The organism is Candidatus Methanocrinis alkalitolerans, from assembly GCF_029167205.1.
GTDB classification, from domain to species: Archaea; Halobacteriota; Methanosarcinia; order Methanotrichales; family Methanotrichaceae; genus Methanocrinis; species Methanocrinis alkalitolerans.
The window spans coordinates 35,274-54,452 of sequence record NZ_JARFPL010000003.1 but is presented as its reverse complement, the minus strand read 5'-3'; the positions used below and the strand labels follow the sequence as shown (position 1 = coordinate 54,452).

At 58.2% G+C, this 19,179-nt stretch carries 21 protein-coding genes and 3 tRNA genes; 11 read left to right on the top strand and 13 right to left on the bottom strand.

Translation table 11 applies throughout. The features are described from left to right. Positions 1-63 precede the first annotated feature (63 nt). From P0O24_RS01515 to mcrB, 5 genes are all read right to left on the bottom strand, one after another. Complete coding sequence (locus P0O24_RS01515) at positions 64-534, bottom strand: DUF134 domain-containing protein (protein WP_316967973.1); 471 nt, start codon at positions 532-534, stop codon at positions 64-66. A gap of 236 nt (positions 535-770) precedes the next feature. Then, entirely contained in the window at positions 771-2,450 is a 1,680-nt protein-coding gene (gene mcrA, locus P0O24_RS01510) for a coenzyme-B sulfoethylthiotransferase subunit alpha (protein WP_316967972.1), read from the bottom strand. 16 nt (positions 2,451-2,466) lie between these two features. After that, positions 2,467-3,234, bottom strand: coding sequence for a coenzyme-B sulfoethylthiotransferase subunit gamma (gene mcrG / locus P0O24_RS01505; RefSeq protein ID WP_316967971.1), 768 nt, complete (start codon positions 3,232-3,234; stop codon positions 2,467-2,469). Between the two features lie 24 nt (positions 3,235-3,258). After that, the gene (gene mcrD, locus P0O24_RS01500) at positions 3,259-3,753 is read right to left on the bottom strand and encodes a methyl-coenzyme M reductase operon protein D (protein WP_316967970.1); all 495 of its coding nucleotides are present in this window, start codon (positions 3,751-3,753) and stop codon (positions 3,259-3,261) included. A 15-nt stretch (positions 3,754-3,768) separates the two neighbouring features. Beyond that, entirely contained in the window at positions 3,769-5,073 is a 1,305-nt protein-coding gene (gene mcrB, locus P0O24_RS01495) for a coenzyme-B sulfoethylthiotransferase subunit beta (RefSeq protein WP_316967969.1), read from the bottom strand. Between the two features lie 642 nt (positions 5,074-5,715). Between mcrB and P0O24_RS01490 the strand changes: the two genes are divergently transcribed. Then, the gene (locus P0O24_RS01490; RefSeq protein WP_316967968.1) at positions 5,716-7,932 is read left to right on the top strand and encodes a DNA topoisomerase I; all 2,217 of its coding nucleotides are present in this window, start codon (positions 5,716-5,718) and stop codon (positions 7,930-7,932) included. Positions 7,933-7,963: 31 nt separating this feature from the next. Here P0O24_RS01490 and P0O24_RS01485 read toward each other — a convergent pair. Both P0O24_RS01485 and P0O24_RS01480 read right to left on the bottom strand, forming a co-directional pair. After that, positions 7,964-8,038 (bottom strand) — tRNA-Ile (locus tag P0O24_RS01485). A gap of 19 nt (positions 8,039-8,057) precedes the next feature. After that, positions 8,058-8,130, bottom strand: a tRNA-Asn gene (locus P0O24_RS01480). A 56-nt stretch (positions 8,131-8,186) separates the two neighbouring features. Here P0O24_RS01480 and P0O24_RS01475 point away from each other — a divergent pair. The 7 genes from P0O24_RS01475 (at position 8,187) to P0O24_RS01445 (ending at position 13,211) form a co-directional block, all read left to right on the top strand. Next, complete coding sequence (locus P0O24_RS01475; protein ID WP_316967967.1) at positions 8,187-9,233, top strand: mRNA surveillance protein pelota; 1,047 nt, start codon at positions 8,187-8,189, stop codon at positions 9,231-9,233. A gap of 62 nt (positions 9,234-9,295) precedes the next feature. Further along, positions 9,296-10,213, top strand: a complete 918-nt coding sequence (locus P0O24_RS01470; protein ID WP_316967966.1) for a TIGR00269 family protein — start codon at positions 9,296-9,298, stop codon at positions 10,211-10,213. 25 nt (positions 10,214-10,238) lie between these two features. Beyond that, positions 10,239-10,312: transfer RNA gene (locus P0O24_RS01465), tRNA-Thr, on the top strand. A gap of 33 nt (positions 10,313-10,345) precedes the next feature. Further along, positions 10,346-10,681, top strand: coding sequence for a hypothetical protein (locus P0O24_RS01460; RefSeq protein ID WP_316967965.1), 336 nt, complete (start codon positions 10,346-10,348; stop codon positions 10,679-10,681). Between the two features lie 129 nt (positions 10,682-10,810). Beyond that, on the top strand, positions 10,811-11,302 hold the full coding sequence (locus P0O24_RS01455; RefSeq protein WP_316967964.1) for an Lrp/AsnC family transcriptional regulator: 492 nt from the start codon (positions 10,811-10,813) through the stop codon (positions 11,300-11,302). Then, a complete protein-coding gene (locus P0O24_RS01450; protein ID WP_316967963.1) occupies positions 11,299-12,528 on the top strand; it encodes an aminotransferase class I/II-fold pyridoxal phosphate-dependent enzyme in 1,230 nt (409 codons plus the stop codon). Before P0O24_RS01455 ends, P0O24_RS01450 begins: the two co-directional genes overlap by 4 nt. A 59-nt stretch (positions 12,529-12,587) precedes the next feature. Beyond that, entirely contained in the window at positions 12,588-13,211 is a 624-nt protein-coding gene (locus P0O24_RS01445; protein ID WP_316967962.1) for a CDP-alcohol phosphatidyltransferase family protein, read from the top strand. A gap of 239 nt (positions 13,212-13,450) precedes the next feature. On the opposite strand, the gene P0O24_RS01440 is transcribed toward P0O24_RS01445, so the two are convergent. Next, positions 13,451-13,777: a hypothetical protein gene (locus tag P0O24_RS01440; RefSeq protein WP_316967961.1), complete on the bottom strand. Its 327-nt coding sequence runs from the start codon at positions 13,775-13,777 to the stop codon at positions 13,451-13,453. A 146-nt stretch (positions 13,778-13,923) separates the two neighbouring features. Here P0O24_RS01440 and P0O24_RS01435 point away from each other — a divergent pair, with 146 nt between their 5' ends. Next, positions 13,924-14,418 carry a GNAT family N-acetyltransferase gene (locus P0O24_RS01435; protein WP_316967960.1) on the top strand — a complete coding sequence of 165 codons (495 nt, stop codon included), beginning with the start codon at positions 13,924-13,926 and terminating at the stop codon, positions 14,416-14,418. A 121-nt stretch (positions 14,419-14,539) separates the two neighbouring features. Then, complete coding sequence (locus tag P0O24_RS01430; RefSeq protein WP_316967959.1) at positions 14,540-14,959, top strand: PaaI family thioesterase; 420 nt, start codon at positions 14,540-14,542, stop codon at positions 14,957-14,959. Positions 14,960-15,040: 81 nt separating this feature from the next. On the opposite strand, the gene P0O24_RS01425 is transcribed toward P0O24_RS01430, so the two are convergent. The 4 genes from P0O24_RS01425 to P0O24_RS01410 form a co-directional block, all read right to left on the bottom strand. Continuing rightward, the gene (locus P0O24_RS01425) at positions 15,041-15,442 is read right to left on the bottom strand and encodes a hypothetical protein (RefSeq protein ID WP_316967958.1); all 402 of its coding nucleotides are present in this window, start codon (positions 15,440-15,442) and stop codon (positions 15,041-15,043) included. A 1-nt stretch (position 15,443) separates the two neighbouring features. After that, positions 15,444-15,653 (bottom strand): hypothetical protein, encoded by a 210-nt coding sequence (locus P0O24_RS01420; protein WP_316967957.1) that lies wholly within the window; start codon positions 15,651-15,653, stop codon positions 15,444-15,446. A 217-nt stretch (positions 15,654-15,870) separates the two neighbouring features. Beyond that, the gene (locus P0O24_RS01415; RefSeq protein WP_316967956.1) at positions 15,871-16,101 is read right to left on the bottom strand and encodes a TRAM domain-containing protein; all 231 of its coding nucleotides are present in this window, start codon (positions 16,099-16,101) and stop codon (positions 15,871-15,873) included. Between the two features lie 564 nt (positions 16,102-16,665). Beyond that, a complete protein-coding gene (locus tag P0O24_RS01410; protein WP_316967955.1) occupies positions 16,666-17,262 on the bottom strand; it encodes a DNA-binding response regulator in 597 nt (198 codons plus the stop codon). A 326-nt stretch (positions 17,263-17,588) separates the two neighbouring features. Between P0O24_RS01410 and P0O24_RS01405 the strand changes: the two genes are divergently transcribed. Next, positions 17,589-18,734 (top strand): RNA-guided endonuclease InsQ/TnpB family protein, encoded by a 1,146-nt coding sequence (locus tag P0O24_RS01405; RefSeq protein WP_316967954.1) that lies wholly within the window; start codon positions 17,589-17,591, stop codon positions 18,732-18,734. On the opposite strand, the gene P0O24_RS01400 is transcribed toward P0O24_RS01405, so the two are convergent. Beyond that, a complete protein-coding gene (locus P0O24_RS01400; RefSeq protein WP_316967953.1) occupies positions 18,710-19,042 on the bottom strand; it encodes a hypothetical protein in 333 nt (110 codons plus the stop codon). The genes P0O24_RS01405 and P0O24_RS01400 overlap by 25 nt on opposite strands. Positions 19,043-19,179: the final 137 nt, after the last annotated feature.

The following is a 19,179-nucleotide window of genomic DNA, read 5'->3' as shown; positions in this document are numbered from 1 at the left end:
GAAGGCGATGAAGAAGAGGACGTCGCTCAAGAAGAACATCCGACCATTCTATGAGAGAAGGGGTCAAAGTGGGCCTTCTTCCCCCACTTCTTCATCTCCTCCTTTAAGAGATTTAATCCTGGCATTGAGCAGCTCCAACCTGGCGCTCAAGAGCTCCAGCTCCCTTTCAAGAAGGGAGATCTCCGCATCCTTTGAGGTCACAGCTGCATCCCCCATTCCGTCCCCGGACTTCTGATCCCTCAGGACGTAGCTTCCACCTTCGATGCGGATCCCCATACCATAGACTAGAGCCGTGGCGATCTTATTTCTGGCACTGGTGAGATCGTTCCAGAAGGCCCTTCTCGAGATCCCCATGTAAAAGGCCGCCTCCTCCTGCTCCAGCTCCAGAAGATCCACCAGCCGCACCGCCTCCAGCTCCTCCAGGTTCAGAGAGGCCGCCTCGGTTCGAGGGCTGCCGTCCGGCAGAAAGCACCTCACGGCGGGAATTTCAGAGATCCAGCGCCTACCTTTTCTTCTGCCTCTAGGGGGGGTCATAATTATCACTATGCAAAGGCTGTATGTAAACTACCCCTGTGAAGAAGGGTATTTTCTTTAGCTCGAGACTTTTTTTGCCTTGTTTGAGCAGAAGAATCCCGGACCTTCAAATCCGTTTACCTTCCCTTCCGGCGCTCTTTAGAGGTATCTTCAGACCTAACCGGTATGGATTTGGACGAAAACTGCGAATACGGAAGCTCGCAAAAAAGAAAAAAGGGGTTGTAGGCTTCTTCCGCCTACAGTGCTGGCATGACCAGAGATCTCTCGCCGGCTGCGCGGAACTCTCTTGCTCCACCCATTCCGAATCCCTTGCGGATGTCGTCCCAGGTGAAGACGAGCGCGGGGTTTGCGAAGCAGACCTTGATCAGGGGGTTGACGGTGTAGGCGTCCTGTCTGGCGGCGTGGGCCGCGGAGGAGATGCCTGCATACTCGCCCTGGTGGCCGACGTTCATGGCGTAGTTCGGATAGTTCGCGCCTCTCAGCTCGACGGGGCTACCCTCGTCGCCCTGGTAGCTGAAGACGTTGGTGGGACCGCACTGGTCCTGCAGGTCGTATCCGAAGAAGCCGAGTCTTCCCCAGGCCTCCTTGTGGACCAGCATGCTGCAGTACCAGCCCGCAAGGCCGATCTGGCTGTTGCCGGTGGCGATGGCGGAAGATATGCCGGATGCTGCGGCCAGGACGGAAGCCCTCTGGGAGCCGCCGAAGTGGTCCTCCAGGACCGTCGGGAATGCCTCATACTGCTCTATGCCGTAGAGGGTCGTCTCGGTGGCGACGTCCTTGGCGGTAGCGAGGTCTACGGGGGCTGCGCACATATCGCCGTACTTGTCCACTGCATAATCGACGCCGTAGTATGAGAAGTCGTCGAGGATGTCGTTGGTGTAGGCTGCCGTGGCGTACTGGGTGAACCCGACACCGCCGGACATGTAGCTTCCGAGCCAGATCTGGTCGTAGAGCATCGTTCCTGCGGCGACGACGTTCAAAGAGACCTGAGCCGGGTCGTAGGCCTTCGTCCTGGAGGTCTGGACCATGTCGGCCATGAAGCCGAAGGAGAGTCCGCCGGGCTCGTTGGGGCCTCTAGCCCTCCTGGCGGGGAGCATGTCGGCCATCTGGATGACGGCAGCGTGCTTCGCGGCGAAGGCAAGGTCGGCGACAGCGGCCTCACCGGCGCACATGTTGTAGGCGTCGATGAAGGTCATGGACAGCTGCATCGCGCTCCACCTGGATGTGGTGCCGCCGTCACAGGTCCTGGATACGATCGTCGGGATGTGGATCGCCTGCCAGGTCGTCTTGCCCATGGCCGCCTTGATCTGCTCGGCCTGATCCTCGGGGAAGAGCTGGTTTATGTTGATGACGTACTGGTCATCGATCTCGTCCGCGAGATCGTCGTCTCCAGTGAAGATCCTGACGTTACAGTCATCGACGAGGGCGGGGTGGGTCTCCACCATGTGCTCCTGGACGACGGCCGCGCCGGGCATGGCGTGGTTGAGGATCTCCAGGTAGTTGTTGATCGTCTCGGGGGTGACCTCCTTGCCCAGACGCTTCTCCAGCACCTCGTGGGCCATATCCAGACCGACGACGATCGTCCTTCGAATGTCGTCCCACATCTGCTGCATGGCAGGGTTGTTTACAAAGTGAAGGTCGTCGCCCTCAACCACATACTCTGTCGTGGAGAGCTTGTAGGGAACGAGCTGCCTCTGGCCCAGCGGCACGCCGCCGGCGTGGACGTACGGGTTATATCCGGAAATGCCTCTCTTCCCTTCCAGCTTCTTTGCAGCCTCCATGAACTCGACTTTACGGGCGTTCTGGGTCGGCCCCTTCCTCTCATAGGTGGTCGTTGTGCCTGAAAGGTCGAAGTCCTTGCCGAACTTCTTATTGAGAGCCTTTACGAACAGCTTTTTAGTGTGAATCTTTCCCATCTTTAATCACCACCATTTACTCTGGCCTGAATCCCCACTTGCTTCTCCGCTCCCACATGTGGTGCAGGGCGATCAGACCCTCATCGAACTTACGTGCGCCCTGGGCACCACCGAAGGCCACGTTGTCGTGCCTGAATATGGTGGTCTTCTTGGCGACCTCTGCATCGCTCATCGGCTTTCCGACGTTTACCTTCCTGTCCAGGGGGATACCTACCTGGTCCTTGACGTAAGATACGTTTCCGTCAGGGCCCATCTCGGTTCTGGCCAGCATGTCGAACATGGTGCCGTCCTCAGCGAGCCTCAGGGAGTGGCCGTGAACCGTGCAGCCCCTCATGGAAGAGAGGGCAACGTCGGTCATCTCGGTGTCCATCTGAACCTTGGTATACTGCTCAATGTCCCTCTCTCTCGCCTCGATGATCTGTCTGCCGGATAGGGTTCCTGGGTCTGCGCCTCTGCAGTTGATCGCTCCCCAGTAGCTCCTCCAGTAGGGGATGGCAGGGGCGTTGTACATGGAGTCGGCGAACTGGGAGTACCTGATCCTGTCTCCAGCGGCGGCTCCGGGGGTGGGCGTGACGAGCTGCCTTATGGGGCAGTCGGGCTCTCCCATCTCGGCCAGGGGCGGGTGGGTGCTGGGGTAGTCTGAGCCGGGCGCCCTGTGGCCCATTATGGTTACGACGTCCGCGTCGGAGATGTCTCTGAGCTTCTCCAGATCGCCGGACATGTGCTTGCGCCTGTTAATTCCAACAGACGTAGTGCCGGGATAATATTGGGGTTTGTATGCCATATCCTAAACCTCCTTGTGAAAATGTTACGAGTCACCTCTGCTATCAGACAGCATGGCCAAATCTCTCTCCTTCTTGGCCTTCGGATCGACCAGTCCGAGGATCCTCTTATCCTCCACCTCGCTCCCGTACTTGGCGTAGTCCGAGACGGTAGGTCTGGTGTGGAAGAGCTGCCTCTTCTTGATATCGAAGGAGAAGGGCAACGTTCGCTCACACGCCGCTCTGACGCCCTCAATATCCTCTTCGCTCTCCAGCTCCAACCCGATCCGTCCCACCTTCACCCTCAGCTCCAGGGCCTGGTCTCCCAGCTCAAGGAGCATATTCTTATGCTCTTCTATTGGGAGGCCCTTGCCCGGACCGTAGGGGACCGCCCTTGGAAGGTTCGGCCCCTGGATCATGATCCGGAGGACGCCCCCCGACCTGTATATCTCGTCGAGGAGGCGCTGGGCGGTATCCGGGTTGAGAAACCTTCGAGGGAAGATCTCAATCTGGACCGGTTCCGTGTCTGATTTAGTGACCATGCACACTCAACCTATCTATACAGCCTCCGCAACTGCTACGATAGGCTCGCGGAACTCCTTGATCTCGCCATAAACGGTGCCCACCAGCCCGGAGGTCATCTCCGGAGTGAACATCTGGGTTCCTGCATCCAGGGCGACGGCCGCAGAGACGCAGGGGATGGCGAACCCTCGAGAGTGCCTCGTCACGACGTGGTTGCCGTTGAAGACGCCGGGTCCGCCGCCGCCGTAGATGGAGTGGCTGAAGAAGGAAAAGCCGACGGCAGTTCCCTGAACCTTGCCCCAGTCGCAGCCGGGCAGTGCAGTCTCTTTCTCCATGACGTCGTTGAAGTACAGCAGGGTTGAGGAGACGGCCTGAGCGCCTCGAAGGGCGCCGCAGTTGACCATGGTGGCGGCGAGGGTGCCTGCCGCGCAGTATGCGTTCCACTTGGGGACGTCGTTGGCCTCATACATGACAAACCCGGAGGGGAGCTTCTCGCCGGCCTTGATGACTCCGTCCTCTATGGCCCTCTCGACGACGCTCTGGACGACGGTTCCGATGGTTCCGGTCTTGCCGTTGGCCTTCACCAGGTCGTAGACCATGTTGTTGGCGTTGAGCCCCTGGTAGGCGAGGCCGAGCATCTGGTACCTCTCGAAGATGCCTATGGCGTTGCCCATCTCGAAGTTTCCGATCTGCTCGTAGATGGAAGAGAGGGCTGCGGCGTTCATGGCGTTCCTCTTGGTGATGGCCGCGATGTGGTTTGCCATGATGTTCCTCAGAGCGAAGCCGAGACCTTCATCGTTCTGGGGGATGTTGAGGACAGAGGCTATGTTTCCGCCCGACATGGGGACTGTCTGCGGGTACTGGCCCCAGACAGCGGCGTGGACCATGGGGGCGTCGACCATACCTGCCTTGAAGTTGGTGATGAGCGCCTCGGTGGTGGCGGCTGCGGCGGCCGTCATTCCGACGACGAACTCAGAGGCTGCGTCGACCCTGGCGGTGGGGATCTGGACGAGGAGCTGCTTTCCTCCGCCCAGGACCTGGACGTTGGTGTCGTCTCCATCTTCTACCTGGAGCAGCGTCTTGACGCTGGCGGCGAGGGCGTCGGCGTTGGCGGTGACGTCGTATTTCAGCTCGCGTCCCTTGATCTGCCTCCCCTGCCCTCCGACCTTGCCGGACTTCAGAGCGTTCTCGATTCCTGCCAGGTTGACAGCCACGGTCCGCTTGGTCAGGTTGATCAGTTTCTTCATCGCCGCGTTCTTGAGTGGGCTGACGGCGCTCAGGTCAACGTCACTCTTTAAAAGAACGCCACGGTCACTATAGAGGTCTATTTTGTCAGACACGTTCTTTATCCTCCTTTACCTTTTGGCAGGAGACCGAAGAGATCAGGGCTGCCGGAGCGAACGGTATGACCAAATCCTAAATCCATCATACCCGGCGACGATCCCATCAACTACAGTCTCCCGCTTAACTCTCCATGGTCATATCGCTACTTAAAGTTTTTGTGCGATCCGTTTTATAACAATACATTTATTTGAATGTGTAAAAATATGTTCTGGAGTGTGAAAAACCGATAAATTGATGGCCTTGCGGGCTCATAGAACAAAATACAGATGATATAGCTATATAATACACCCGATAGTCAGAATTATGGCCCCATTATGAACAAACTATCCCCCTATATCGATCTTGCTGCCTCTGAGGGCGAGGCAGATATCTGACGAAATTTTCCGAATAAGTATACCAAATGTATGTGATTGTGTTACAATGGGATAACAGTCTCAGACCAGTTTCACATAATAAGTATCATCTGTAAATATACGTTCGAGGGGGAGGGCGCGATGAGAGGGGAATAGAACTCATGAGAGGAGAGGACCGGAGAGCGACCCTTTCCTCGGCCTTGCGCCCTCCGGCGCCCACCGTTGACGGTCGCCGGCCGGATTGCGATAGTTACTTATATCATATCCAGAACTGGCGGAGAGCGGATGCATCTCATCATTGCGGAAAAGCACAACGTTGCCAAGAGGATTGCCCAGATCCTCGCCGGCACCAAGCCCAAGGTCAAACGGGTCCACGGGGTCGAGACATTCCATTTCGACGAAAAGGTGGTGATGGGGCTCTCCGGCCATATCGTCGGGGTGGACTATCCGCCCGGATATAACAACTGGCAGAAGGTGGACTATCGAGATCTTATCCACGCCCAGGTGGTGACGAAGCCCACCCAGGCGAAGATAGTATCCGCCCTCAAAGACCTCGGTGCGGATGCAGACAGGATCACCATAGCCACCGACTACGACCGGGAGGGGGAGCTGATCGGCGTCGAGGCGCTCCGGATAGCAGAAGAGGCGAATCCGAAGATCGAGGCCGACAGGGTCAGGTTCAGCGCCATAACCAAAGGGGAGATCCTGGACGCCTTCGAATCCCCCGGGGAGGTGGACTTCAACCTCGCATCCTCCGGAGAGGCGAGGCAGGTGGTGGACCTGATATGGGGCGCAGCCCTCACCCGGTTCATATCCATCACCTCCGGAAGGCTCGGGAAGGGCTTTCTCTCGGTGGGGAGGGTCCAGTCTCCGACCCTGGCCCTCATCGTCGATCGGGAGAAGGAGATCGAGGCATTCAAGCCCCAGCCGTACTGGGAGATATATGCAGACCTGGAGAAGGACCTCCGGGTGAAGCACGAGAAGGGGAGGATCTGGGACGGCGACCTGGCGAGGTCCATATTCGAGAACCTCGGGGACGAGGCCACCGTCCTATCCATAAAGGAGAAGACGAGGACCGACAGGCCCCCAGCCCCCTTCGACACCACCTCCTTCATCAGCGCCGCCAGCGGCATCGGCTTTTCAGCATCCAACGCCATGAGGATCGCAGAGTGGCTCTACACCAGCGGGTTCATCAGCTACCCCCGGACCGAGAACACCGTCTACCCCCCCACCCTCGACCTCCGGGACCTCGTCTCGGCCTTCAAGAAGGGACCGTTCCGGGAGGACGCCGAGAGGGTGCTGAAGGGGCCTATGGTCCCCACCAGGGGGAAGAGGTTCTCGACCGACCACCCCCCGATATACCCGACGGCTCCGGCCACCAAGAAGGATATGAAGCCCGATCAGTGGAAGATCTACGAGCTGGTGGTCAGGCGCTTCTTTGCTACCCTCTCTGAGCCGTCCCGGTGGATCGTCATGAACGTCCAGCTCGACATCGGAGGAGAGCCCTTCAGGGCCATGGGCGCCCGGCAGATCGAGGCAGGATGGAGGGCATCTTACCCCTACAGCAAGGCGGCAGAGCAGATCCTCCCCGACCTCTCCCAGGGGGAGAAGCTATCGGTACTGGGAAAAGAGATTATGGACAAGGAGACGCAACCCCCTTCAAGATACGGCCAGGGGAGGCTGGTGAAGCTGATGGACGAGCTCGGCCTTGGGACTAAGTCGACTAGGCACGAGATAATAAGCAAGCTCTACGCCCGAGCCTACGTCCAGGGAAACCCCATGAAGCCGACGAACACCGCCTACGCCGTCATCGAGGCGCTGGAACGCCATTCTCCCACCATCACAAAGCCGGATATGACCCGGACCCTGGAGGAGGAGATGACGAAGATCGCCGAGCGGAAGATCGGAGAAGAGAAGGTGATCGAGGAGTCCAGATCGATGCTCGATGCCGTCTTCGACGACCTCCTCCAGCATCAGGGGGAGATAGAGACGACCCTCCGGGAGGGGCTGCGGACAGACAAGATCGTCGGCGACTGCCCTTCCTGCGGCAACGAGCTGATCATCAGGAGGGGGAGGCGGGGGAGCAGGTTCATCGGATGCGCCGGCTACCCCGAATGCACCAAAACGCTCCCCCTCCCCAAGTTCGGGATGATCATCGTCACCGACAAAATCTGCTCCGACCACGGGATGTACCACATCAGGATCATCAACAAGGGAAAACGCCCCTGGGACCTGGGCTGCCCCCAGTGCAACTTCGACCAGTGGCAGGCGAAGAAGGCTGAGGAGGCGAAGAAGAAGGCAGAGATCGACGCCCTGGCCAAGATCCCGGGGATCGGCCCCAAGACCCTGGAGAAGCTCGAAACCGCCGGGGTCAGGACCGCCCTGGACCTGGCCGAGGCCAGTGCCGAGGAGCTGGCCGAGAAGACCGGCCTCAAAATTAATAAAATATCCTCCTGGCAGCTCCTCGCCAAGAGCGTGGCAGAAGAGCCATCCGGCTGCTGAGACGGCAGCCGGGCTTTTTTATTTGAGATGATGGGCCTGGCCGGATTTGAACCGGCGACCACTCGGTTATGAGCCGAGCGCTCTAACCGGACTAAGCTACAGGCCCAAGAAACGTTTATTTTGGACGCCGCCAACAGGGCTCGAACCTGTGACGATCTGGTTAACAGCCAGACACTCTACCAACTGAGTTATGGCGGCTCGAACCCTGCCTTTTCGGGCAATCCATTTAAGCCTTTTGATCAGAGGGGTACCTCATGCGCGTTCTCAGAAAGAGCCTCCGCGGCCTGGAGGGGGAGATCGGCCTCGTTCCCGAGTCGATCGACGACCTCTGGCACCTCAAATACCTGATAGCTCCCGGAGACCTCGTCTTCGCCCTCACCCACCGGAAGGCGACCGCATCCACCGATAAGCTCCGGCCCGAGAAGCTCGAACGAAGGCCCGTGAGGCTCGGGATAAGGGCGGAGTCGGTGGAGTTTCACACCTCCTCCAACTGGCTCCGGGTCCACGGGTTGATCGAGGTGGGGCCGGAGGTCGCGTCCTACCATACCCTCAACCTGGAGCCGGGAGCCGACGTCTCCATCGTCAAGACTTGGCGCCCCGACGAGCTCGACCGGATCCGGGAGGCCGTCGCCGAGTCGAAGAGGCCGAAGGTGGTGATCTGCCTCATAGAGGAGGGGGAAGCGGCGATCGGGGTCCTCCGGCAGTTCGGGGTCGAGACCGCCTCAGAGATCAAGATGGGCGGGGGGAAGGGGATGGGAGGAAAAGGGGGCGACCGAAGATCCGAGTTCCTCGATGAGGTGGGAAAGGAGGCGGCCAGGGTTGCCGCCACCGACTCGAAGGTGATCCTGGCGGGGCCGGGCTTCACCAAGGAGGACCTCAAAAAGAGGATCGACGCCTCCCACCCGGACCTGGCCCCCCGGATCATCCTCTATGACGCCACCGCCATGGGAGTCTCCGGCTTCCAGGAGGTCCTCCGCCGGGGCGCCATCGACAAGATTCTGGAGGATAGCAGGCTCGCCCTGGAGACGACGCTGATGGAGGACCTCCTCCGAGAGATCGCCACCGACGGCCGGGCGGCCTATGGACCCGCCGAGGTGACGGCGGCGGCGTCCCAGGGAGCGGTCGAGACCCTGATGGTGGCAGATCAGCTCGTCCGAAGCGCCGAGGTGGAGGAGCTGATGAGGTCCGTCTCCGAGGCCAGGGGTAGGGTCGTCATATTCAGCTCGGAGTTTGAGCCTGGAAAGAGGCTCTCGGCCCTGGGGGGCCTGGCAGCGATAACGAGGTACAAGCTCGGCCGGTGACGGGATAAAGCCGACGGAGCTGGATACGTTCTTATATACCGTAAGATCCCGATACCGGTACCATGATCTCATGCGACAGGTGCTCGCAACGGGCGGTCATATTTCAGAAGTACTCGGGACGGCACCTCTGCTCCCGTCACTTCCAGGAGGACGTCCACCGGAGGGTGAGGGAGGTCCTCCGGACATACAGGATCTTCGGAAAATCCTGCAGGATAGCGGTGGCGGTATCCGGCGGCAAAGACAGCTCTTCCCTCCTCTCGATCCTCCACCACCTCTTCTCATACAGAGAAGACGTGGAGCTCTTGGCGGTATCCGTCGACGAGGGGATCGAAGGGTACAGGGCTAAGACCCTGGCGGCGGCGGCATCGGTCGCTGAAGAGCTGGGGGTCGAACACGTAGTCGTGAGCCACCAGGACGAGTTCGGCGTCACCACAGACCGTCTCGCCTCCGGGGACCACCCCCAGGGTCCCTGCAGCTTCTGCGGCGTCCTCCGGAAGGGGCTCCTCAACAAAACCGCCCGAGACCTGGGGGCCGACGCCGTCGCCACCGGCCACAACCTCGACGACGAGGCCCAGACGGTGATGCTCAACTACCTCAAAGGGGACGTAGACCGGCTATACAGGCTCAGGCCGAAGAGGGCTATAGCGGGGATGGTCCCTAGGATCAAGCCCCTATCCCGGATCCCCGAGAAGGAGATGGGCCTTTACGCCATAGTCCAACACATCCCCTTCGAGACGGCGGCCTGCCCCTACATAGCCAGGGCCATGAGGCAGGAGGTGAAGGACGTCTTGAACGACCTGGAGGCAAACCACCCGGGGACGAAGTACTCCATCATGAGGGGTTTTGAGAAGATCCTCGACCTCCAGCCCCCCGGATCCTACGAAGCCGTCCCATGCGAGAGGTGCGGCGAGCCCTCCAGCGACGGAGTCTGCGCCAGCTGCAGGCTCCTGGAACGGGTGAGGGGAGAGGAAAGTCTTTAAATGTTGAAGAGGGAGGGTGAGGCGGGCCTCGGTGGCTCAGCTGGCTAGAGCGAGTGACTTGTAATCACTAGGTCGCGTGTTCGAATCACGCCCGGGGCTTAAATAAGGTTCTATATATTCCGGAGGGAATACGTGCGTCTATTATTCTTCCTGCTCTTCTCGATGGTGGCGGCGGCATCGGCCGCTTTCGACCCCCTCGCCCTCAACTTCACAGGCGACCTCGACGAGCTGGAGGCGCTCCTGGCGGGCGCTGGGATCGGCGTTGTTAACCGATCGGCAGGAGACGGCATCTTCAATGATACCGGGGCAGACGCCGAGACTGAGCCGCCCTTCTACCATCTCATGAGAGGCGTGAGCATATTCCACGACTTCCAGAACCTGACAGCCCCGAGGGATCCGGCCCCCTTCAGCGTCGAAGCCCTGATGAACAAGTCATTCTTCGAGACCCTCCTCAGGGACTGGTGGTGAGGCGAACCCTTGCGAATGGGCCATCGCCCCCGTATCGCGGGGGCGACGACGGCGGACGAGCGTGAGGGGAGACGGGAAGGAGGAGGAAAGGAAAACTATAATCCTTTTCAGATCGGATGGGGATGATCTATGAGGGACTTGGCCAAAGAGATCTTGGAGGTTTTGGAGGAGAACGCCAGGGCCACCCCCGGGGAGATCGCGACCCTGGTAGGCCTTTCAGAGGAGGAGGTCGGTGGAGAGATCAAACGCCTGGAGGATGCGGGGGTCATAAGGAAGTACATGACCATGATCAACTGGGAGAAGATAGATGACGGGTACGTCTACGCCATCGTCGAGCTGAAGGTCTCCCTCCATCGGGACAAGGGTTACGACGCCATCGCCGAGAGGATCTCCCGGTTCTCAGAGGTCCAGTCGGTGAGGCTGATATCCGGGGACCACGACATATCCTTCACCGTCAGGGGAAAGTCGATGAAGGACGTCGCCTTCTTCGTCACCGAGAAGATAGCAACCCTGGAGGGGGTGGAGTCGACCTGCACCCACTTCGTCCTCAAGAGCTACAAGGAGCATGGGGTCATACTATACGATAGGGCCCAGCCGAAACGACTGGTGGTCACTGCATGACCAACGGCGATATCGGCGCGGGGAAGAAGAGGCTCGCGATGGAGAAGCCTGCCCTCTGGCGCCCCGACTCCCACCTATCGACGACGGTGAGGGATATGCCCCCTTCGGGGATCAGAAAGTTCTTCGACATCGTGGTGGGGATGGAGGACGTCATCAGCCTGGGGGTCGGAGAGCCTGACTTTCCGACCCCCTGGCACATCCGGGAGGCGTGCATCTACTCCCTCGAAGGCGGCCACACATCCTACACCTCAAATAAGGGGCTCATCGAGCTGAGGGAGATCTTGGCCGAGTCGGCGAAAGAGGATCTGGGCCTCGACTACGACCCCGAAGAGGAGGTCCTGATCACCACCGGCGTCTCCGAGGCCGTCGACCTCGCCTTTCGGGCGACTTTGAACCCCGGCGACGAGGTGATCGTCCCCCAGCCCTGCTACGTCGCCTACGTCCCCGACGTCCTCCTGGCGGGAGGCGTCCCCCGGCCTGTGGCTACGAGGCTCTCCGAGGAGTTCAAGCTGCGCCCCGAAGATTTCCGGGACGAAATAAACGATAGGACGAAGGCCCTGGTCCTCAGCTACCCCAACAACCCCACAGGAGCCGTAATGACCCGAGAGGACCTGGAGGAGATCGCCGACCTGGTGGCAGAAAAAGACCTTTTGGTCATATCCGACGAGGTCTATGACAAGCTCACCTACGATGGAAAGCACACCAGCTTCGCCCAGCTGGAGGGGATGCAAGAGAGGACGGTCCTTCTGAACGGCCTCTCCAAGTCCTGCGCCATGACGGGGTGGAGAGTAGGCTACGCCCTCGGCGACCCCGCCATCGTCGGGGCGATGACCAAGGTCCACCAGTACACGATGCTCTGTGCACCCACCATGGCCCAGGTGGCGGCGATCGAGGCGCTCCGGCGGGGCGAAGCCGAGGTCATGGCTATGAAGCGGGAGTACGATCGGAGGCGTCGGCTCTTCATCTCGGAGCTGGAGAGGCTCGGCCTCCCATGCTTCGAGCCGAAGGGGGCATTCTATGCCTTCCCCTCCATCGTGGGGACGGGCCTCTCCTCCGAGGAGTTCGCAGAGCAGCTCTTAAAAGAGCAGAAAGTGGCGGCAGTCCCCGGAAACGCCTTCGGCGAGAGCGGCGAGGGGTTCATCCGATGCTCATATGCGACTTCGAGAGAGGAGATCCTGGAGGCGGTCGACAGGATCGAGCGGTTCCTCGCGGACCTCGCAGCATAAGAGCGGGTTGCGACGGAGATAAAAAGTGTTTAATACCTACTTTCCGTTTCGACCTCTCGATGCTCAAGTCCCGTCTGGTGGACGGAAAGAAGATGGATAGGCGGCTCGCGGTGCTCGCCCGCCTCGGCATATCCCCCAACGGCTGGACAGCCCTCGCCCTGGCGGTCGCCGTCGGCGGCTTCTTAGCCCTCTGGAGAGGCGAGCTCCTTGCCGGCTTCCTTCTATTCCTGATATCAGGAGCCCTCGACATCGTCGACGGGGCGGTGGCGAGGGCGACTGGGAGGGCCTCGGCGGCTGGGGCCTTCCTCGACGGCGTCCTGGACAGGTACGTCGAGGCGCTCCTGATCCTCGGCCTCCTCTTCTACCTCGGCCCCGGCGCGGAATTTCTCATCCCCGTCGGCGCCTGGATCGCGATCCTCATCTTCGGGGCGGTAATGACCTCCTTCGTCCGGGCCTACGCCGACCACAGGGGGCTGGTCAAAGACCAGGAGGTTCTGGCAAAGGAGATGGGAGGGGTCCTCGAGAGGGCCGAGAGGCTGATGCTCATCTACGCCGGGATGGTGGGAGCCCTCCTCTTCGGCGACGGCTGGCTTTTGGGCGCGATAGTCCTCGCCGCCGTCCTCTCTAACCTCACCGCGGCCCAGAGGATACATCTCGCCATCAAGTACGGCGGACGGATCTGACGCCATATTTAAGACGGGTAAAAGCGGGAGAGCGGGGGCGAAGGTCGCTCAACCTTGGAGCCCCCTTCTGTCTAAATGGGCAGAGTTTCGGCATGGACTTCTTGCGGTGGAGGTCAGGATTTCGCTTCCTGGCGCGGCGTTACGTCCCATGATCATATTTAGTAATAAGCTTTTCGGTTAGGTTGCTACAAGACGGGCTGAGGTGGATCGGGATGGACTAGAGCTCCGAAGGGTTGGTGTCATATCGAGGATGTGCGTTCTACCTTTTCGAGGTGTAGCAGGCCAATAGGCGTGGATCTGAAGCCGCTGCCCCAGGGTTCCACCACCATGGCCTTCTCCAGCATCGCCAGGTGGAAGGCCGCCCGCCTTTCATCGATGTCGAACTCTGTGGCGACCTCCTCTGCCGATCGGATCTCCTCGCCGATGAACTTCAAAATATCCCTCCTCACCGCGAGCTGGAGGACCTCCAGGGCGAACCTGTGCCCCTCAGCCGACTCCCACCACCTCGGCTCCTCTCCGCCGCCTTCGGCGAGTTCAATCCTCGTTTCCGCTCCGGATCGGACCATTGATCCATCCTCCAGACCTGTCTCCTCAGAAACCATCTTAAGGCCTTTGTCGGACCAGGGCCGAAAGCCCACCGGCAGGAGACAGAAGGTCGCTGAAAGGAGGAAGCAATTTTGAAATATGTTGAGATTCTAAGACGGTTCGCGAGATGTCGGCGAAGCATTCCACGGACCTGAGCCCATCGATATCGATCCGGACCGACCTGCTGCCCGGCGACATAGGGATGGTGGTCCACCTCCATGGAGCCATCTATGCCCAGGAGCAGGGGTGGGACTCCACCTTCGATGCCTACGTTGCGGGGCCGATCGCCAAGTTCGTCAGGTCTCGATCCCATCGGGACCGGATCTGGATCGTCGAATTGGAGGCCGGCGAAGTTGGAGGAGGAACCTCGAAGCGGATCGTGGGGTCCGTCGCCATCGTCAAGGTCTCCGAGACCGAAGCCCAGCTGAGGTGGCTCCTTCTGGACCCGGTGGCGAGGGGGCTCGGCCTGGGCAGGAAGCTCGCGGAAGAGGCGGTGGAGTTCTCCAAGTCCGCTGGGTACTCCTCCATATTCCTATGGACCGTCCGGGGTCTGGAGGCGGCGACGGGCCTCTACGAGTCCCTGGGATTTGAGGAGAAGGAGGAGAAGACCTCCGAGATCTAGGGGAGGACCATCACCGAGGTGAGGTACGACCTCAGACTTTGAGATGGTGAGATCGAAATTGAGATCATAATTGAAATCGGAGACAAAGATGGAAAAAGCGATGGCAGGGAGATGCTGATCGATGGGCGAGGAGATATTCAAGGCGATCCAAAAGAGGGTCGAAGAGGAGGCCTACGCAAAGAAGATGGGGCTCGAACTGGTCGAGGTGGAAGAGGGGCGCGCCCTGGTGGAGATGGAGTTCACCGAGGATATGGAGAACATCTTCGGGATGGCCCATGGAGGTGCTATATTCTCCCTCATAGACGAGGCCTTCGAGGTCGCCGCCAACTCCCACGGCACCGTCTCCGTCGCCCTCAGCATGACCGTCAACTACGTCAGCAGCCCCAAGAAGGGCGACAGCCTCCTGGCGGAGGCGAGGGAGGTGAACAGGTCGAACCGGATCGGTACCTACGAGATCCATGTCAGAAGGGAGGAAGGCGATCTCATCGCCGTATGCCAGGCCCTCGTCTACAGAAAGAGGGAGCCTCTGCCTTTTCTGTGAAGGGCGCAAAAGAGATCGAAGCTTTGGTCGTCGATGGGTAGTTTCGGATTCTGGATGATGGGTATCGATGGGCCCAACGGCTCACCGTTTCTCTTCTGTTGAGAGCTTCAAGGCCTTGAGCTTTGAGAGCATCTTCTTCGCTCCAAAAGCGGCGGGAACGATGACGACATCCTTTCTCAGACCGGCAGCTTCAACGTGCTCGCTCGTTACGAACCCGAGACCTTTGAGATCTTTGCCGTCGAATCTGATCTCCAAAAATACGTTCAAAGATACGAACTCGTCGAACTGGTCGTCGTTCTCAGGGACGATCGCCAGGGGCAGATCCTGCCATGCCAGCCACGAGTAACATTTCTGTAGCGCCCGATGATCCTCTCGACCTTCCGGGACGGGCCATCCCTGGGGGGTCCACCTGATCCTTTCGGCTATCTCCGATGCGATGCACATCCCACCGGGGTTCAACCCCCCGGCCATATCTTCCCTCATATCAGTTCACTTTCTCGTTCGATCTCTCGACGGGGTCTGACTGATGCGCCCCATCTCTCTTCATTTTCTTCAACTGCGATCTGAGGGTCCTCATGCTCACATGGTGGACGACCGATATGGCCACCAGATCTCCATAGCCTTCAGCGGCCTCTTTTAGTGTACGTTCCAGGTTCTCTTCCGAGATCGATCCATCTTCTGCCATCATATCCAAATTGCTTCCTCCTCGATATTCAATATTTTATTCGTTTTTTCCCATATTTATCTTCGCCCATACCGATGGCCGCACCGCAAAAAGAGCGAGAACGTCAAAAGGAATAAGTCAAACCGATCCCATCGAGGACTAGAAAGACGATTCATCAGTAAAGCGGCCGAGGGCGGCGAAGAATCGCCGCCCAGGACCCTAAAGACGTTTAAGGCGGATGATAACTTCAGACCTTGTGAGCTATAGCGAACCTCTGCATAACCTTGTCGACCATTATGGTGGCTTTATCGCCAACACCGGTCTCCGGAACGAAGATAACGAACCCCTCGATCCTGGCTATGCCGTCTCCTTGCTTTGATATGTCTTCGATCTCAACTTCGTATTCCTTTCCGCTCTCCACTGGCGCAGAGGGACCAAACCCGCTGCCACCAAAGGAGCCTCTGTTATTGCCGTACAAACTTTGCACCATCCTTTGCGAAAAACCTTAAAACAGACCAGCTTAACGCGTGGATCAGAAAGGTCTGCGGCTATTTAAGCCTTTGCATGTGCGGGGCGGGGCCGAGCACAAATTGAAACCTGCCATCAATTTCGATCAAGGCGAATTCGATACGGAAGGCTCGGGTGATTAGAATGAGAATGGTCATCAAATGGTAGGTTATGATATTCTCGGTCGCGTACCCAGATTACTGAATAGCGCTAACGGGTGACGTAATGGCTGTTTGGCGGAAAATACGTCCCTTGAATTCGATTCGAGTGGCGATTTTCAGTAGATCGAGTACGCGACCATATTCTCATTGGCAACCCCAATCAATCCTTGTATCGCCCTGAGCGACGTTACAGGAACGTTCGGATGAGGGATGGAACTGTCTGGCCCCTACCAAGCAGAGAGAGCATAAATGGGATTCAAGATCGTAACCTCAAGCCTAAGGGGCGAAAGCCCCAAGATCTTCAAAACGAGGAACAAAACCGGGCCTTAATCGGCTCGGGGGAGCTGCACTCTGCTGGACAGCTCCCTCGTTTATTAAGCTTCTGCGGTCTCGTAGTCGGTATCCATGGTATCCTGCAACCCGTCCTTGGAGATGTGGGTGACCATCCGCTCGGATACGTCCTGGTCGGATATGATCTCCTCAAAGCGCTTGGTAAATCCGTCCTTCTCAGCAGCCTCCTGGCACTCGAAGATGTTCTTGTACTCGCTGATGGTGGAGGGGGCAACTCCCAGCCTTTCGCTCATCTCCTTCACCGATAGGCCAGCATCGTTCAGCTTTACGAACTCCTGCTTTTCAAAGGGCGGCTTCAGGTCTGACTCCCGGAAGAGGTGGAGCTTGATCCTGGCGCGACTGACGGTCTTGTTGAGCGCTCGATCCTCCAGCTCCTCGGCGATCTCGGTATCGCTGAGCCCTTTATAAAATAGCCTCACCACGGTGGCCAGCTGTTCGGGGGTGAGCTTGGTCTGTATGTTGTACCGCTTGGACATATCGGATACAACCACCAGAAGCTTACGTTCGATCTCTTCACTCCCCTTGAGATCGCCGTGCAGCGTGGCCTGCTTCTCGACCACTTTGGTGTTGCTTGATATCTTCAAGAACAGCTCTTTCAACTGCTCCGTCCTATCGCTCATCTAAGTAGACACCCCTTCGATAACTCCCTTGTTTATACTATAAAGAGATTTCCCATAATATTGATCGGCGGCTCTAATAAAAAATATATTAAAGAATTTTTGGTCATGTAAATCAAAATTTTTTGATATAAGCGTCGCCCTCCGCGGATTAGTCCCCGCGAAAAATCGATCGCCTGGAGGGCTGGAGCAGAGTCTATCCGGCCAGATAATTCACGAAAATCTCAGCAGGATGCCCCCGACTTCAGTCGGGGGAGGAATGCGCGCCTACTCCCGCTTTTCCTTGGCACCGAAATGTTCATCTCCATAGATGTTATACATCTATACACATGATGCAGACGCTCAAGGTCAAACTTGAACCTACTCCAGAACAGGTTCAAGCTATTCGCGAGACGATGCATCAGTTCAACGCCGCCTGCAACTTCGTGGCTGACAGAGCGTTTGAGCTTCGTACCGCCAATAAAATCGAGCTGCAGAAGGTCGTTTATTATCCGATTCGGGAACAATTTAACCTCTCCGCTCAGATGGCGGTCAGAGCCATCTCTAAGACCTGCGAAGCCTACAAGAGAGATAAATCGATCAAACCGACCTTCGATCCTGACGGATCTGTCGTCTACGATCAGAGACTCATGTCCTGGAAAGGTCTCGATCTCGTTTCTCTCTTGACTCTCGAAGGCAGGATAAAGGTCCCTGTTGTCATCTGCGAGTACCACGAACCCCGGCTCAATCGGATCCGAGGACAGGCCGACCTCATTTTCGAACGGGGTGAGTTCTATCTCTGCGTCGTCGTCGAAGTTCCCGAGTCTCCGAAGATCGAACCGATTGGTGTTATCGGCGTCGATCTTGGGATCAAGAACATTGCCGTTGATTCGACCGGCGAAGAGTTCTCCGGTGACGGTATCGAGAACGTTCGATCCAAGATAGATAACCTCAAGGCCGATCTTCAAAGCTGTGGGACCGATAGCGCCAAACGTCATCTCAAGAAACTCTCGGGTCGAGAGGCTAGGTTTCGTCGGGACGTGAACCACTGCATCTCCAAAAAGATGGTTGCGAAAGCCAAAGACACCTCTTCTGTGATCGCCCTCGAAGATCTTCAGGGTATCCGGGAGGGGATGACGGTTTCGAAGGCTCAGAGACGCAAACAGCATAGCTGGGGATTCTATCAGCTCAGGCAGTTCGTCGAGTACAAGGCAGCGATCGCTGGAGTTCCAGTGGTCTACATCGACCCTGCCTATACGTCCCAGGAATGCTCCGTTTGTCATCATATATCCCGGTCAAACCGACCTACTCGGGATCAGTTTGCCTGTGTCTGCTGTGGTTTCTCTGGCCCTGCTGACACCGTCGCAGCTCGGAACATAGCTGCAAGGGTGGGCTGTCAACCTGCCCATCGTGGCCCGATTTTTTGCGGAGCCGCAAGCCCCCAATACTGGCGAGCATCATGCCCGCCAATTCATTGGCGGGTAGTTGACCTATAAGCTCTGATGCCAAAGACGCTTCTCGCCAGGTTGAACCGCTCCTGATGAGCCTTCACCATCTCGCTGAAGTCCGGGTCGGATCTCACCTCTCCACCGATGAACGTCCATCTGCCGAGGCCGAACGAGTAAGCCTGGCCTCCAACATAGCCGTCGTACCTCATCATCGGCCCGTGGGCGCCTTCGAACCTCTCGCCGCCAACAAACCCGCTGTAAGACATCCCGGGGCCTTTGACCCCTTCGAACCGCGCCGAGGACGCCGGAGCCAGTAGCACCAGCACCATCATCATCATCACCATCTTTCGTCCCATAATCGCCCTCACCCATTATCATCTTAGACGATCCTCGATCGATCTCTTGTATCTTTCCAGTTCCGACCTCCGACTCTTGATGGTCGTTGGGGGCATAGATCTCTCGACCCCATCTTGATATGGTTAGGTCTTGGTAG